The sequence below is a fragment of the Crossiella cryophila genome (assembly GCF_014204915.1).
In the GTDB taxonomy this organism is placed as follows: domain Bacteria; phylum Actinomycetota; class Actinomycetes; order Mycobacteriales; family Pseudonocardiaceae; genus Crossiella; species Crossiella cryophila.
The window spans coordinates 1982950-1998332 of sequence record NZ_JACHMH010000001.1; the positions used below are offsets into that span (position 1 = coordinate 1982950).

The 15383-nt window shown below is 70.8% G+C and carries 16 protein-coding genes; 3 read left to right on the forward strand and 13 right to left on the reverse strand.

Going from position 1 to position 15383, the window contains the following annotated elements:
* The first annotated feature begins 58 nt into the window (after positions 1-58).
* Positions 59-1801: a glycerol-3-phosphate dehydrogenase gene (gene glpD / locus HNR67_RS09335; RefSeq protein WP_374205680.1), complete on the forward strand. Its 1743-nt coding sequence runs from the start codon at positions 59-61 to the stop codon at positions 1799-1801.
* Between the two features lie 173 nt (positions 1802-1974).
* Here the strand turns inward: glpD and HNR67_RS09340 are convergent, their stop codons facing one another.
* The 9 genes from HNR67_RS09340 to HNR67_RS09380 all read right to left on the reverse strand — a co-directional run bounded on the left by HNR67_RS09340 (position 1975) and on the right by HNR67_RS09380 (position 8631).
* A complete protein-coding gene (locus HNR67_RS09340) occupies positions 1975-2769 on the reverse strand; it encodes an ESX secretion-associated protein EspG (protein WP_312986856.1) in 795 nt (264 codons plus the stop codon).
* Positions 2766-3911: a PPE domain-containing protein gene (locus HNR67_RS09345; RefSeq protein ID WP_185001663.1), complete on the reverse strand. Its 1146-nt coding sequence runs from the start codon at positions 3909-3911 to the stop codon at positions 2766-2768. The genes HNR67_RS09340 and HNR67_RS09345 overlap by 4 nt, the downstream gene beginning before the upstream one ends.
* Positions 3912-3925: 14 nt before the next feature.
* Positions 3926-4312: a transcriptional regulator gene (locus HNR67_RS09350; RefSeq protein WP_221489823.1), complete on the reverse strand. Its 387-nt coding sequence runs from the start codon at positions 4310-4312 to the stop codon at positions 3926-3928.
* A 100-nt stretch (positions 4313-4412) separates the two neighbouring features.
* Positions 4413-4991 (reverse strand): DUF3558 domain-containing protein, encoded by a 579-nt coding sequence (locus HNR67_RS09355; RefSeq protein WP_185001664.1) that lies wholly within the window; start codon positions 4989-4991, stop codon positions 4413-4415.
* Between the two features lie 20 nt (positions 4992-5011).
* Positions 5012-5551 (reverse strand): GNAT family N-acetyltransferase, encoded by a 540-nt coding sequence (locus tag HNR67_RS09360; RefSeq protein ID WP_185001665.1) that lies wholly within the window; start codon positions 5549-5551, stop codon positions 5012-5014.
* Positions 5552-5561: 10 nt separating this feature from the next.
* Positions 5562-6026, reverse strand: a complete 465-nt coding sequence (locus tag HNR67_RS09365; protein ID WP_185001666.1) for a DUF1707 SHOCT-like domain-containing protein — start codon at positions 6024-6026, stop codon at positions 5562-5564.
* Between the two features lie 9 nt (positions 6027-6035).
* Positions 6036-6530 (reverse strand): DUF1707 SHOCT-like domain-containing protein, encoded by a 495-nt coding sequence (locus HNR67_RS09370; RefSeq protein WP_185001667.1) that lies wholly within the window; start codon positions 6528-6530, stop codon positions 6036-6038.
* A gap of 68 nt (positions 6531-6598) precedes the next feature.
* The gene (locus tag HNR67_RS09375; protein WP_312986861.1) at positions 6599-6868 is read right to left on the reverse strand and encodes a hypothetical protein; all 270 of its coding nucleotides are present in this window, start codon (positions 6866-6868) and stop codon (positions 6599-6601) included.
* 5 nt (positions 6869-6873) lie between these two features.
* Positions 6874-8631, reverse strand: coding sequence for an acetyl/propionyl/methylcrotonyl-CoA carboxylase subunit alpha (locus HNR67_RS09380; RefSeq protein ID WP_185001668.1), 1758 nt, complete (start codon positions 8629-8631; stop codon positions 6874-6876).
* Positions 8632-8812: 181 nt separating this feature from the next.
* Here HNR67_RS09380 and HNR67_RS09385 point away from each other — a divergent pair, with 181 nt between their 5' ends.
* Complete coding sequence (locus HNR67_RS09385) at positions 8813-9565, forward strand: hypothetical protein (protein WP_185001669.1); 753 nt, start codon at positions 8813-8815, stop codon at positions 9563-9565.
* A gap of 7 nt (positions 9566-9572) precedes the next feature.
* Here the strand turns inward: HNR67_RS09385 and HNR67_RS09390 are convergent, their stop codons facing one another.
* The 4 genes from HNR67_RS09390 to HNR67_RS09400 all read right to left on the reverse strand — a co-directional run bounded on the left by HNR67_RS09390 (position 9573) and on the right by HNR67_RS09400 (position 13585).
* Entirely contained in the window at positions 9573-10895 is a 1323-nt protein-coding gene (locus HNR67_RS09390) for a dicarboxylate/amino acid:cation symporter (protein ID WP_185001670.1), read from the reverse strand.
* A gap of 56 nt (positions 10896-10951) precedes the next feature.
* A complete protein-coding gene (locus HNR67_RS46615; protein WP_374205690.1) occupies positions 10952-11029 on the reverse strand; it encodes a putative leader peptide in 78 nt (25 codons plus the stop codon).
* A gap of 77 nt (positions 11030-11106) precedes the next feature.
* Positions 11107-11739, reverse strand: coding sequence for a Maf family protein (locus tag HNR67_RS09395; RefSeq protein ID WP_185001671.1), 633 nt, complete (start codon positions 11737-11739; stop codon positions 11107-11109).
* Between the two features lie 43 nt (positions 11740-11782).
* Positions 11783-13585 carry an alpha-galactosidase D gene (locus HNR67_RS09400; RefSeq protein ID WP_185001672.1) on the reverse strand — a complete coding sequence of 601 codons (1803 nt, stop codon included), beginning with the start codon at positions 13583-13585 and terminating at the stop codon, positions 11783-11785.
* A gap of 67 nt (positions 13586-13652) precedes the next feature.
* Between HNR67_RS09400 and HNR67_RS09405 the strand changes: the two genes are divergently transcribed.
* Complete coding sequence (locus tag HNR67_RS09405; protein ID WP_185001673.1) at positions 13653-14798, forward strand: ROK family protein; 1146 nt, start codon at positions 13653-13655, stop codon at positions 14796-14798.
* The last annotated feature ends 585 nt before the right edge of the window (positions 14799-15383 follow it).

Below are 15383 nucleotides of genomic sequence, written 5' to 3' on the forward strand. Positions count from 1 at the left end.
ACACGTGTGGACCGGTAGCGTAAGGGCCGCGTCCAAGCCAAGCAGGGAGGCGACGTCAGTGGCCAAGGCCAAGGAGAGCAGCGCGGAGATCGTGCAGGGTCGTTTGGGACCGGCCGAACGGCAGGAAGCCTGGCGCAGACTGGGTTCCGAGCACTTCGACGTGGTGATCATCGGCGGCGGCGTGACCGGCGCGGGCGCGGCCCTGGACGCCGCCACGCGCGGGCTGCGGGTGGCCCTGGTCGAGGCGCGGGACCTGGCCTCCGGCACCTCCAGCCGCTCCAGCAAGCTCTTCCACGGTGGCCTGCGTTACCTCGAACAGCTCGAGTTCGGCCTGGTCCGGGAGGCACTGCGGGAGCGGGAGCTGATGATCACCCGGATCGCCCCGCACCTGGTGAAGCCGGTGAGCTTCCTCTACCCGCTGACCAAGCGGATCTGGGAGCGCCCGTACACCGCGGCCGGGTTGTTCCTCTACGACACCATGGGCGGCTCCAAGTCCGTGCCCGGTCAGAAGCACCTGACCAGGGCGGGCGCGCTGCGGATGGTCCCCGCGCTCAAGCGCAGCGCGCTGATCGGCGGCATCCGCTACTACGACGCGCAGGCCGATGACGCCCGGCACACCATGACGGTGGCCCGCACCGCGGCCCACTACGGCGCGGTGGTGCGCACCTCCACCCAGGTCACCGGCATGCTCCGGGAGGCAGACCGGGTGGCGGGCGTGCACGTGCGCGATGTGGAGACCGGCGCGGAGATCGAGGTCAAGGCGCACGCGGTGATCAACTGCACCGGCGTGTGGACCGATGAGATCCAGCGGCTGGCCGGCACCCGCGGGCGGTTCCGGGTGCGGGCGAGCAAGGGCGTGCACATCGTGGTGCCCAGGGACCGGATCGTGTCCGAGAGCGGCATGATCCTGCGCACCGAGAAGTCCGTGCTGTTCGTCATCCCGTGGCGCAATCACTGGATCGTGGGCACCACCGACACGGACTGGAACCTGGACCTGGCGCACCCGGCGGCCACCAAGAAGGACATCGACTACATCCTCACCCACGTCAACAAGGTGCTGGCCACGCCGTTGACCAATGACGACATCGAGGGTGTGTACGCGGGCCTGCGGCCGCTGCTGTCCGGGGAGAGCGAGGACACCTCCAAGCTCTCCAGGGAACACGCGGTGGCCAGGGTCGCGCCCGGCCTGGTGGCGATCGCGGGCGGGAAGTACACCACCTACCGGGTGATGGCGGCGGACGCGATCGACGCGGCCAGCCCCGACCTGCCCGGCCGGATCATGTCCTCGATCACCGACAAGGTGCCGCTGCTGGGCGCGGACGGGTACCACGCGCTGGTGAACCAGGCCGACCAGCTCGGCGCCAAGCACGGCCTGCACCCCTACCGGGTGCGGCACCTGCTGGACCGCTACGGCTCGCTGGTGCACCAGGTGCTGGCCACCGCCGACGGCAACCCGGAGCTGCTCCGCCCGCTGGCAGGCGCGCCGGACTACCTCCAGGTCGAGATCGTCTACGCGGCCGCCTGCGAGGGCGCGCTGCACCTGGAGGACGCGCTGACCCGGCGCACCCGGATCTCCATCGAGTACCCGCACCGCGGTGTGGAGAGCGCGGAGGCCGCGGCGAAGCTGATGGCAGGCGTGCACGGCTGGGACGACAAGCGGGTCGCGCACGAGATCGAGGTCTACACCGCCAGGGTCGAGGCCGAACGGGACTCGCAGACCCAGCCGGACGACCAGGCCGCCGACGCCCGGCGCTCGGCCGCCCCGGAAGCCCGCCCCGAGGTCATCGAACCAGTCAGCTAACGCCCACAACGGCCAACCCGCCGTACGACAACGGCCAAACCGGCGTACAAGAACGGCCAACACACGGTACGACAACGGCCAACACGCGCGGAGGGGTTCATACCCGCCGCGCGTGTTGGCCGTTCTGGGACGGTGTGTTGGCCGTTTTCGTACGGTGTGTTGGCTGGTTTGGGTTAGGGGGTGAGGAGGTCGGTTAGGACCTCTTCCAGGTGTTGGGTGAGGCGGCGGGTGTCGACGGGGGCGATGGTGCTCCAGGCCGCGCCGCCGTCCTGGCTGCGGCGGGTTTGCAGGTAGCGGCCCGCCGGGGTGTCGAAGAAGCCGATCACCCGGTCGGCGCGGCGGCGGCGGGACCACTGTTCCTTGGCGGCAACGCCGAACTGGCCGAGGTCGCCGGCGTCCTTGGTCATCTCGCTGATGACCTGGGCGTCCTCCGGGCGGATGCCGCGTTCGATCAGTTCCGGGCCGAGGCGGTCCGCTGAGTTGCCCGCGGCCGCGGCGGCGGCGTCCAGGTCGGCGCTGGGCAGGGTGACCGAGCGGCCGGGCCCCGCGGCCAGCGGACGCAGCACGGCGATGGCCTCGCGGGGCAGGCTCAGGCCGGAGACGGCCTTGACGGTGAGCTGACCGGAGTCCAGCACGGCCAGCGCGCCCTCCTCCTCGCGCGCGGCGGCCAGCACCCGCACGCTGCGGCCCAGCCACAGCCTGCCGTCCACCTCACGCGCCGGATCGGCGAGCAGGTGCAGCAGTTCGGAGAGTTCGGCGTCCACCGCGACCGGGCGGCCCAGCCCTCGGGACTCCAGCGCGTCCCAGGCCTGCCGTTCCAGCCCGGCCCGCTCGGTGTGCGTGCGGCCGGGCGAGGGCACCTTGATCACCAGTGGCGGCTGGCCGAGGCCGAGGTGCTGCCACAGCACGTCGAACTCCAGCGCGGTCAGCGCGAACGGCTCCCGCAGCCCCTGCTCGAACAGGGTCACTCGCCGATCACCGGTGGCGCGTACTGGCGGGCGTCGCCGAAGACGTCGTCGTCCTCGACCAGGAAGCTCTGGTGTTCCCCGTCCTCCTCGCGCCGGGCCCGGCCCACCGGGGCCGCGGCGGCGGATCGGGCCGCCGGAGCCGGTTCTGGGTCGAGGCCGAGCACGCCGCCGGGGACATCGCCGCCGCGGCGGGACTCGGCGAGGTGGGTGGCCTCGGCCGCGTCCCAGGCCGGTCGGTGCTGCGGGCCGGGGCGGGTGGTCGCGGCCGAGGACGTCGTGCCCTCCACGCGGGGGTGCGGCAGGCCGCGGGCCGGTGCTGGGCTGGTGTTGCCGCCGGAGGGCGCGGTGGCGCTGGTTCCGGTGCTGGGCGCGGGGGTGGCCGCGGGCGGGGTGACGCCGCTGAGCCGAGTGCCGGGCCCGACCGGGGTGGTGCTGCCGCCGGTGGACATGGGCGTGCCGGCGCGCGGTGGGGCGGGCACCGGCGCGGAACCCGACCGGCCGCTGACCGGGCTGGGCGCGCTGCGGGCCGGTGGGACCAGGCGGGGCCGGGCCGGGGGTGGCGCGGTGGTGCCGATCGGGCCGCTGCCCTGCGGGCTGCCGTGGCCGGTGTCCAGGTGCAGTTCCGGCGGCTTGCTGAACTGGCCCAGCGTGGACACGTTGGCCGCGGTGCTGGTCTGGTAGACCTCCATCACCTCGAAGGCCCGCTGCTCGGCCGCGCTCTGCGCCGCCTCCTGGATCTCGTAGTCGGTCTGCCCGCCGAAGAGGTGCACGATGCCGGTGACCACCGGGTTCGGCTTCTCCGCGCTCACTTCCTTCGGCGCTGGCATGTCGGCGCGGGCCTTGCCAACGTACTCGGCCTGGAGTTCCGCGGACACCCGCATCACCTCGGCGCCTGCCTGCGCGTCCCGGGCCCACTGGGCCAGCGGGTGCAGCGCGGCGTCGGCGGCGTCGGCGGCCTTGCCGGTCCAGTCCGCCCTGGAGTTGCCGAGGGCCTGCTTGATGTCGGCGTCGATGTCGGCCAGCGCCGCGGACATGTCCGACCAGCGGGTGATCGAGGCGGCCGAGGCGGCGGGTCCAGGTCCGTTGTGCAGCTGTCCGTACAGCTCCGCGTGCGAGTAGCCCTGCCAGCGGTGGTCACTCATCGTCGCCCCCTAGATCAGCAGCCGCTGGTGCGCACCGAGTCGGCGTTCCCGCGCTCGGTGGCGCGGTACTCGTACTCGACCTCCTGCAGCGCCCGGACCGCGGTCTGCAGCTGCTGCTGGTAACCCTCCAGCGCGCTCAGCGCGGCGTCCCCGCCGTCCATGGAGCGGTCGTTGAACTTCTGCGCGGCCTCATCGCTGACCGGATCACCGGCCCATGGCCGCATCCGCAGGTCGGTGCGGGCGTGCCCGATCTGCGGGGTCAGCTTGTCCAGCGCCTTCTGGAACGCCTTGCGCATGGTCGGGATGGCGGCCTGCTCGACCCGGACCCGCGATCCGCCGCCGTTGACGGCGTCGAGACCGGACTGCACTGCGTCGCCACTGGCGGAGTTGGTGCGCGGCACGGTGTCTCCCCGAACTGGACAATCCTTGCGCGGCCACTGTAGCGACCGTCAGTGATCACTTGGGGTGGTCTCCGTAACGATCCCACCTACCGGTGAACTGTCAACGGGCCATCAGGGTGGTCATGGCCGCGGTCGCCACCTCCTGTGCGGAAGCGCACATCGCGTCCAGACCCGGCGGCGCCGCGTTGCCCGCGTCGCCGAACTGGATGTCCAGGAACTGGCCCTGCGCCACGTCCACCTCGACGTTGCAGAAGCGGGTCTGCTCGGCGGTGCGCACGATCACCGCGGGGAACTCGGCCACGGTGGCGGCCTTGACGTCGGCCTGCGCGGTCTCCTCCAGCCACACCCCGACGCCCTGCACCAGCACCAGCCCGATGCGCACGGTGAGCGCCCTGGTGGAGTCGCGGAAGTCGCACACCCTGGCGTTGCCCATGGTCGGGTAGCGGGTGGCCAGCGGCGGGCGATCCATGCCGAGTGCCTTGCGCTGGCGGGTGGTCAGCAGCGCGCACGGATCCACCCGATCGAGTTTGATCTCGCGCGGGCGCGGCGGCAGCGAGATCGACGGGGTGGTGATCGCCACCGGCGGCGGATTGGGCGCGGGCTTCTGCGGCGGGGGCGTGCACGCGGCGAGGGCGAGGCAGCCGAGCAGCAGCACTGGGAGCCGGGGCGGTCTCGACATGCCGGGCAGGCTAGCCGACCTCAGACCACCAGCGACCAGGCGAGCACGTCGTGCAGTTCGCCGTCGACGGTGGTGGCCTGGTGCAGGGTGGCCTCCAGGGTGAAGCCGCACTTCTCCGCGACCCGGCGGGAGGACTCGTTGGCCGCGGCGTGCCGGTAGCCGATCCGGCGCAGGCCGAGGCCGTCGATGCCGAAGCGCAGCGCGGTCTGCAGGGCCTGGGTCATCACGCCGCGGCCGCGGTGCTCCGGATGGGTCCAGCAGGCCGCGGAACCGATGCCGCGCACCAGGTCCAGGTCCTTGAGACCGACCTCGGCGAGCAGTTCGCCGGTGGTCGGCTCGGCCACCGCCCAGGAACAGCGCAGGTCGTCCTGCCACTCCCGGTCGCGCAGCGCGATGTAGCGGCCCGCGCTGTCCAGGTCCTCGACCTGGTAGCCGGTGACCCAGCGCCGCAGCTCCGGGTCGACGAAGGCGGCCAGCACCGCGGGCCGGTCGTCCAGCAGCCGGTCCGCCCGCAGCTGCCGCAGGTAGTACGCGCCCGCGTTGATCTCCACCGGCTCCATGCCGCTGAACCTACTTGCGCTTCTTCTTGCGCTTGTTCCTGCCCTGCCCGCCGTTCCAGTCCTCGCCCCACAGCGAGCCGTACACCGCGCCGACGCCCATCAGCACGAAGATCCACCACCACCAGCCCAGGAAGATCAGCAGTGGGATCCAGGCCGCGCCGAGCACCACCAGGCTCACCGCGGCGGCCCGCTGGGCCGGTGTGCGCGGGTCGGTGGGGACCGCGACCTCGCCACCGCCCTCGACCTTGGCCACCGCGGTGGTGGCAGGCAGGCCGTCGAAGCGCGGGTGCGGTTCGGGCAGGTCTGCGAAGAGTCCGCGCAGCTCGCCGCGGGTCATCGAGGCGGCCACCTTCGCCGCCCGCTGGTCGTACTCGGTGAGTTGCAGCCTGCCCACGGCGAAGTGCTCGCCGAGCGCGCTCAGCGCCGCGGACCGTTCGGTATCGCTGATCCGCAGTTCAGGCTCGTTGTCCGGCACAACCCGATGCTACTTCGGCTTGAACCGCTGCACTCCGACCACGATCCCGGCCAGCACCAGCACGCCGATGGCGGCCGCGGTCAGCATGGCGAGCGAATGCGGCAGCCGGTCCACGATGGCCAGGGTGAAACCGCCACCGGCCAACAGGGTCAGCCCGGCCACCGGGATGCCGATCAGCACCGCCAGCACCTTGGCCACGGTGTGCGCGGCGTCAGTGGACTGCGACCGCATCGGCACCATCCCGACCGGCATCGCCACCGGCTCGGTCAGCGGCTGGTACTGCAGCGGCGCGGGCAGCTCGAAGGTCGGGTGCGGTGCCGGCAGGTCCTCGAAGAGCATGGACAGCTCCCGGCGGGTGCGGGCCGAGACCGCGATGTTGGCCCGCTCGCCGAATTCCTCCGCGGTCAGCCGACCGACCCTGAGGTGCTCGCCGAGCAAGCGCTCGGCCTCGGTCCGCTCGGTGTCCCCGATCCGCAGCTCGACGTGATCCCCATGTGTGCTCACACCGTCGACGTTAGGGATCGGGGACGGGTGCGCCCTCGGCCTTTTGGCTATCGGTCGCCGACTTTTGGCTAAGGCTGGCTGACGAAGCCGTCGTGCGCCTCGGCCAGCTCCTCCAGCCGGTCCTGCCAGCAGGTGGCCGCCAGGCCGTCGGGGGCGGTCTCCAGGACCACCACCCAGTCCACGTCCTCGGCGTCGTCCTCGCCTGCCAGCATCTCGCGGTGCACGCCGCCGACCACCCAGCCGTCGGCGCGCAACTCCGCCGCGAGGTCCTCCGCCTCCTGGCGGTCGTGCAGGACCAGTAGGAGACTCTGGTTCTCAGTCTGGATTGGACTGTCCACTGTGGTCAGTCTTTCAGCTCGCAGAGCACGCTGCCCTGGGTCACCGTCTCCCCGGCCTTGGCTGACAGGCCGGTGACGACGCCGTCCTTGTGCGCGGTGACCGGGTTCTCCATCTTCATCGCCTCCAGCACCACGAGCAGCTCGCCCGCGCTGACCCGCTGGCCGTCCTCGACCGCGACCTTGACGATGGTGCCCTGCATGGGCGCGGCCACCGCGTCGCCGGAGACCGCGGCCCCGGCCTTGCCACCGGCCCGCTTGCGCGGCTTGGCCTTGGCCGCGGGCGCGCCACCGCCGCCGATGGCCAGGTCGCCGGGCAGCGAGACCTCCAGCCGACGGCCGCCGACCTCGACCACCACGGTCTGCCGGGGGCTGTCCTCCTCGGCCTCCGCACCGGCGCCGAAGGGCGGGATGGTGTTGTCGAACTCGGTCTCGATCCACCGGGTGTGCACGGTGAAGCCGTCCTCGGCGGTGAACGCCGGATCGCGCACCACGGCCTGGTGGAACGGGATCACGGTGGCCATGCCCTCCACCACCAGCTCCTCCAGCGCGCGCCGGGAGCGTTCCAGGGCCTGCTCGCGGGTCTCGCCGGTGACGATCAGCTTGGCCAGCAGCGAGTCGAACTGGCCGCCGATCACGCTGCCGCTCTCCACACCCGCGTCCACCCGCACGCCGGGGCCGGTGGGCGGCAGGAACCGGGTGACCGTGCCGGGTGCGGGCAGGAAGTTGCGGCCCGCGTCCTCGCCGTTGATGCGGAACTCGATGGAGTGGCCGCGTGGTTCCGGGTCGGTGTCGAAGCGCAGCTTCTCCCCGGCGGCGATGCGGAACTGCTCGCGCACCAGGTCGATCCCTGCGGTCTCCTCGCTGACCGGGTGCTCGACCTGGAGCCGGGTGTTGACCTCCAGGAAGGAGATGGTGCCGTCCTGGCCGACCAGGAACTCCACCGTGCCCGCGCCGTGGTACCCGGCCTCGGCGCAGATCGCGCGGGCCGCGGTGTGGATGGTGGCGCGCTGCTCGGCGGAGAGGAACGGCGCGGGGGCCTCCTCGACCAGCTTCTGGTGCCGGCGCTGCAGTGAGCAGTCACGGGTGCCGACCACGATCACGTTGCCGTGTGTGTCCGCCAGCACCTGGGCCTCGACGTGCCGCGGCTTGTCCAGGTAACGCTCCACGAAGCACTCGCCGCGGCCGAAGGCGGTGACCGCCTCGCGCACCGCGCTGTCGAACAGCTCCGGGATCTCCTCCAGCGTCCTGGCCACCTTCAGCCCGCGCCCGCCGCCGCCGAACGCGGCCTTGATCGCCACCGGCAGACCGTGTTCCTGCGCGAAGGCGATGATCTCCGCCGGTCCGTTCACCGGGTCCTTGGTGCCGGGCACCAGCGGGGCGCCCGCGCGCAGCGCGATGTGCCGGGCGGTCACCTTGTCGCCGAGGTCGCGGATGGCCTGCGGGGTGGGGCCGATCCAGGTCAGGCCCGCGTCCAGCACCGACTGGGCGAATTCGGCGTTCTCGGAGAGGAAGCCGTAGCCGGGGTGCACCGCGTCCGCGCCCGCGCGCTTGGCCACGTCGATCAGCTTGTCCGCGACCAGGTAGGACTCGGCCGCGGTGGCGCCGCCCAGCGCGAACGCCTCATCGGCCAGGCGCGCGAACGGCGCGTCCCGGTCCGGGTCGGCGTAGACCGCGACGCTGGTCAGCCCGGCGTCCCGGCAGGCCCTGATGACTCGGACGGCGATCTCACCGCGGTTGGCGATGAGCACCTTGCGCAGTGGCACGGCACCTCCATGTGCTGGCGACCCCGGAACGACACGTTCATACGAGACGACACGTCATCGAAAAGGGTGGTGTTCGGCGAGTCTAGGGTCCAGGGGTGATGCACTGGGCGAGAGCAACCTCACGTGGTGTGTCCGCGTCGGTGGTATGAGCGCGTTGGGTGAAAGGCGGAGGTGAGCTGCGGTGGCCGAGCAAACGGCCAGGGTGCCACGGGCGGTGAAGGTCGCGATGTGGTTGTCCGCGGTGCTGACGGTCGCGGCGTTGCTGGGTTCGGCGATGCTGCGGGAGGCGCCCTCGGCCTCGGGCGGTGTGTCGGGTTCGGCGCTGCCCAGCACCGAGCTGCGCGCCCCGGCCAGCAGCGCGCCAGCCGGGCCCGCGTTGCGGTGCGGCTCCGGTCCCTGCGTCGAGGTGGACAGCGCCACCCTGGACGGGGTGAAGGTGGAGCTGCTCGCCGACTCGGCAGGCGCGTTCAGCCGGGTGCGGTTCAACGAGGGCGGCGACTCGCCGATCAACGTGCACGAGACGCTGGCCATCTCACTGGGCGGCCGGGTGCAGAAGGGCTCGCTGACCTGCGTGGCCGCCAGCAAGTACCAGGCCTGCCTGGTCACCTTCGCCCAGTCCGACGACGGCTCCAGGATGGGCACGCTGTATGAGAAGCCGCCGGGCAGGCCATGGGTGCGGGTGGAGGCCTCCTACCCGTCCGACCTGGGTGTGCTGCAACTGCGGGATGTGAACAACGACGGCATCCCCGAGGTGCTCAGCGTGGAGACCGCCTGCGACGGCAACGGCAACTTCCAGGGCTGCAAGCGGTTCGTGCTCCGGGCGTTCAACCACGACGGCAGTTTCCTCGGCTGCACCGCGGTGGTGAACCGCAAGGAGCTGCTGCCCGGCTGGCCCAATCTGGCGCCGACCAAGCAGCAGCTCCGGGAGTGCTGAGCGGGGATCAGACCGTCGCGGGCACCCGCTGCTCGTCCTTGCTCTCCTCGGTCGCGTCCTGGGCCAGCGGGTCGCCGGTGGCCGGGGCGTTGAACACCTCGTCGTCCAGGGTGCCCTCGCTGCGCGCGACCAGCACCGGAACCACCATCTGACCGGCCACGTTGGTGGCGGTGCGGATCATGTCCAGGATCGCGTCGATGGCGATGATCAGGCCGACCCCGGCCAGCGGCAGGCCAACCGTGGACAGGGTGAGGGTGAGCATCACGATCGCGCCGGTGAGCCCGGCGGTCGCGGCCGAGCCGAACACCGACACCGCGGCGATGAGCACGTAGTCGGTGAAGGAGAGCTGCACGCCGTAGACCTGGGCCACGAAGATCGCGGCGATGGCCGGGTAGACCGCGGCGCAGCCGTCCATCTTGGTGGTCGCGCCGAAGGGCACCGCGAAGCTGGCGTACTGCTCGGGCACGCCGAGGCGGCGGATGGTGGTCTGCTGGGTCAGCGGCAGGGTGCCGATGGAGGAGCGGGAGACGAAGGCCAGCTGGATCGGCGCCCACGCCTTGGCGAAGAAGCGGACCGGGTTGACCTTGCCGACCAGGGCCAGCAGCAGCGGGTAGACCACGAACAGCACGATCGCGCAGCCCGCGTAGACCGCGATGGCGAAGGTGGCCAGTGGGCGCAGCAGGTCGAAGCCGTACTGCGCGGTGGCCCGGCCGATCAGGCCGAGGGTGCCCAGCGGGGCGAGCCGGATGACCCACCACAGCGCCTTCTGGGTGATCTCCAGCAGGGACCGGTTGAAGTTCACGAACGGCTCGGCCTTGCTGCCGACCTTGTACGCGGCGATGCCGATCACCACGGCCAGGAACACGATCTGCAGCACCCGGCCCTCGGTGAAGGCCAGCACCGGGTTGGTCGGCAGCAGGCCCTTGAGGAAGTCCAGCCAGCCGCCCTGGCTCTTCGGCTTGTAGCCCGGGTCCACCGGCAGGGTGACCCCCTGACCGGGGTTGGTCAGCAGGCCGACGCCAATGCCGACGAGCACCGCGATCAGCGAGGTGATGCCGAACCAGAGCAGGGTCTTGCCGGCCAGCCTGGCCACCGTGCCGGGCCCGCCGTTGACGTTGCGCAGGTTGGCGATGCTCACCACGATCGCGGTGAACACCAGCGGCACCACGGCCAGCGTGAGCAGCTGCACGAAGGTGCTGCCGACGGTGGCCAGTGTGGTGGAAAGCCAGGTCAGATCGTTTGCCCTGGCGAGAACACCGAGTAGGACGCCGAGTACGAGACCGGTGACGGTCTGCGCCCAGAACGGAAACTTCTTGAGTGCGGACAGCACGAATTCCCCCAGGGAATCATGGGTTGGGACGGTTCAGGGCTGAGCGGGGGCGAAGCTCAGGCCGGACAGAGCGAACTCGCCAGACGTCCCAGATCGACGTGGCGGCGCTCGGTGAAGAACCATCGGATGCCCATGACTATGGGTAGAACTGTAAATCCTGTTCACGTCTTCCCCGACCCCCTAACGGGTGAGGACAGTCACGTTGAGCAGGCTATTTAACCCAAAGATCAACTACCGAGACGCCGACCGCGCTGAGTAGCCGGCGGGTCAGCGGCAGGCTGATCCCGATCACGCTGCCGTGGTCGCCGTCGATGCCCTCGACGAACCAGCCGCCCAGTCCGTCCAGGGTGAACCCGCCAGCCACGTGCAGGGGTTCGCCGCTGGCCAGATACGCCTCCAGCTCGGCCTCGCTGGGCGCGGACCAGCGCACCGTGGTGCTCATGGTCTCCTGCGCGCGGGCCACCACCTGGCCGCCGCTGATCCGGACCACGGCGTGCCCGGTGAGCAGTTCGCCGGTGCGGCCGGCCATCAGCAGCCAGCGCTGCCGGGCGATCTCGGTGTTCGCGGGCTTGCCGACGATCTCCGGGCCGTCCGGGGTGTCCATCAGCAGCATCGAGTCGCAGCCGACCACCACGGCCTCGGTCAGTTCGGCGGTCACCACCGGCAGCACGGCCTCGGCCTTGGCCGCCGCGAGGGCCACCACCACCTCGGCGGGCTTGGGGTCGGGCAGCGCGGCGGCGACCGCGTCCTCGTCAACGCCGGAGACGTGCACCACGGGGTCGATGCCCGCGGTGCGGAGCACGTTGAGCCGGGCGGGGGACTGGGAAGCCAGAACAAAGCGCACGGCCGGGCAGCTTAGTTGCCCGGCCGTGCGCGTTGATCCGGCTCTACTTCACGACCTCGACGCGGTCCAGGTCCGGGGCGTAGTTGCCCGGGTTGCTGAACTTCAGCGAGTTCGCGCCTGCCTTGAGCTTGACCACGATCTCGGCCACGCCGGGGGTGCCCCAGCCGCCGGTGGGCGGCAGGTCGAAGTTGATGTTCGCGGCCCCGTTCACGCCGACCGCGAACGACCGCTGGTCGCCCGAGACGTAGCCCACCCGCACGGTGTAGTCGCCCGCCCTCGGCACCGTGATGCCGTTGAGGGTGACCGAGCCGTTGCCCAGGTCGCCGACCTTGCGGCCGCCCGAGCAGCCGGCGCAGTCGGCCAGCTTGGCGCCACCGGCCAGCACGCTCTCGGTCGCCTCGGCCTCGACCCCGGTGGGCTGGCCGCCCGGGGTGATCTTGAGCAGCCGGGTGCCGTGCGTGGGCACCTCGGCGGTGAAACCGTGCTGGTAGGTGCCCAGCGCGGCGCCCGCCCAGACGTCGCGGACCTGGGCCGGGCCGGTGATGCCCAGCTCGGCGAAGACCGCGTCCACCGGGGCCTTGGCCGCGCCCAGGTTGAACAGGGCAACGGTGTGGCTGCCGTCGGCGTTCTTGACCGACCAGACCTGCTGGTCAACCCCGGTGCGCACCGGCTTGGCAGGCATGCCGTTCTGGTTGATCGCCAGCACCTCGCGGTTGGTCAGCAGCGATTTGCCGTAGCTGTCCAGCTGGGTGAGGTCGTCGCCGATGTAGAGCGGGGCGTTGGTGACCGCCCACAGGGTCATGTAGCTGCGCCGCTCGTCCGGGGTCAGGCCGTCCATCACGCCGTTGCCCACGTTGAGCGTGTCCAGGTCGTTCCACTGGCCCGGCTTGGCGTGCTGGAGCCACTGCGGCAGGTCGGCGAACCGGTCGTCCACGGAGTTCTGCCAGGTCACCAGGGTCGGGCAGTAGCACTCGACGTCGGTGTTGATCCGCCAGCCGGTGGCGTGTTCCTTCCAGAAGTCGATCGCCTTGATGTCGATCGACCAGGAGAGTTCGAGGATGATCTTGCGGCCGGTCTTGTCCAGGCCCTTGCGCCAGGCCGCCACGTCCGGGCGGTTGTCGTAGTTGGGGCCTTCCTTCCACGAGCCGGGGCCGACGCCGTCCAGCTTGAAGAAGTCGACCTGCCAGTCACCGAACATCCGGGTGATCGAGTCGATGTACTTCTGCGCGCAGGGCTTGTCGAAGTCGATCTTGTAGGCGTTGTCCCAGCCGTTGGTGGTGCGCCAGTCCGGGTAGACGATGTCGTTGCCGGTGCAGCCGGGCGCGCCCTGGATGGGGAAGTTGCGCCGGTTGGCCTGGTCCAGGCCGAATGCCTCTTTCTGCAGGCCGACGGGCTGGTAGATGCCGAACTTCAGCCCCTTGCGGTGCAGCTGCTCGGAGAGCCACTTGATGCCGTGCGGGAACTTCTCCTGGTCGGCCTTGGGGCGGCCGTACTCGTCGAACTGGGGCACCCAGCCCCAGGTGTGCCACCAGCCGGCGTCGATGTTGATGTAGTTGTAGCCGTACTGCTTGAGGTCGCGGGCCAGCACCTCGGCCTGCTTGAGCACGTTGGCCTCGGTGAGGAAGCTGGCGCGCCCCTTCGGGTTCACCCCCGGGTAGGAGGTGGTCTGCAGGCTCCAGCTGCTCCAGCCCATGTAGGGGCGCACCGCGGGCGCGGCCTGGGCGTCGGCGGACTGGGTTTCCTGCTGGCTGGCCGGCGCCTGGGCAGCGGGTGCGGCCTGCGCGGCGGCGCCCAGTCCGCTGGCCACGAGGCCGAGCGCGAGCAGGATTCGGGGTAAGGACCGCATCGTTGCTGACCCTTCACTGGCGGGGACCGGGTTTTCTTTCCTTGGGAAGGAAAATTAGCATCGTGGTGTGCACTACAACAGCCCCCAGCCCACACCGGCCGGTGCGCTGGTCTTCACCACGGTCCTGACCAGGGGTCCGCTGTCCAGGGTGGAGATCGGCGAGCTGACCGGGCTGTCCTCGGCCACGGTCACCAAGGCCACCCGGCCGTTCCTGGACAACGGCTACCTGGTGGAGGAACCGGCCGAGGACCCATCCGGCAGGGGCAGACCGCGCAGCCCACTGGCCATCCGCGCGGACCGCGAGTTCTTCCTGGGCGTCAAGGTCACCGCGGCCGAACTGATCGCGGTGGTCACCGACCTGCGCGCGGGCGTCCGCGCCACCACCCGCCGCCCCCTGCCCGAGTGCACCCCCGAGGCGGTGGTCCCCGCCATCGCCACCCTGGTCGAGGAACTCCTGACCGAACCCGGCCGCAGAGCCCGCGTCCGCACCCTGGGCGTGGCCGTCTCCGGCGACATCGACCGAGCCACCGGCGTGGTGCGCTCCTCCCCCTTCCTGGGTTGGACCCAGGTGGACCTGGCCGCCCAACTGCACGCCGCCACCGGCCTGTCCGTCCTGGTGGAGAACGACGTCAAGGCCCTCACCGCCGCCGAACGCTGGTTCGGCAGCGGCCTGGGCGCCAGCTCCTTCGCCCTGGTCACCCTGGGCACCGGCGTCGGCTGCGGCCTGGTGGTCAACGGTGCGCTGGTGGCAGGCGCACACGGGGTCGCCGGGGAGTTGGGCCACGTCCCGGTCGTCCCCGACGGCCCCCGCTGCCCCTGCGGCCGAACCGGCTGCGTCGAAGCGGTCGCCGCCGAACGCGCGATCGTGGCCAGAGCCAGCGAGGTGGCAGGCACCCCCCTGACCCTGGCCGAAGCGGTAGCCAAGGCCCGCTCCGGCAACGAACCCCTCCGCGAGGTCTTCGCCCAAGCAGGCCACGCCATCGGCCTCGGCCTGGCCGCCCTGGCCAACCTGGTCGGCCCAGAACGCATCGTCGTCTCCGGCGAGGGCCTGGCCGCCTACGACCTCATCGGCGAAAACCTCCGCCAAACCTTCACCGCCCACGCCTTCGGCGCCGCATCCCGCTGCACCCTGGAACTACGCCCCCTCTCCTTCGAGGACTGGGCCCGAGGCGCGGCAGTAGTAGGCATCGAAGCCCTACTCAGCCCCACCTGACGTACAACAACGGCCAACGTGCCGTACAAGAACGGCCAACACACCGTCCCAGAACGGCCAACACACCGTCCCAGAACGGCCAACACGCCGACGAGGGTTTCAACCCTCAACCCTCCGCGCGTGTTGGCCGTTCTTGTACCCAGTGTTGGCCGTTGTGGGACACCGTGTTGGCCGTTCTTGTACGCCTTAGGCGATTGCGTGCGGGCGAAGCCCGAACACCAGCGGCCGGGGTGGCTTTTCAACACTCCCCGAGCGGTTCCCCCATCCCCGTCAGCCTGGAGAGGACACACCACATCCCGGGCAAGCAGACCGCAACCTGCCGCCGCCCTAGCCACCCAACCGCACGGTCTGCTTGTTCGGGATGTGGTTTGGTATCGGAAGGCTGACGGGGATGGGGGAACCGTACGAGCACTGCTCTTTGCTCTTGTCTTTGACTTTCCCCCCCATCCTTTGATTTCTGCCCGTCCGGCGAGGACGCCCTTGATCTTGACTTTGGGTTTTAGGTCAAGATCAAAAAAGGATGGCCTCGCCGGCCGGGCAGACCACCGGAGGGGGGAGGGCAGATCAAGAGCCGGGTAAGCAGGT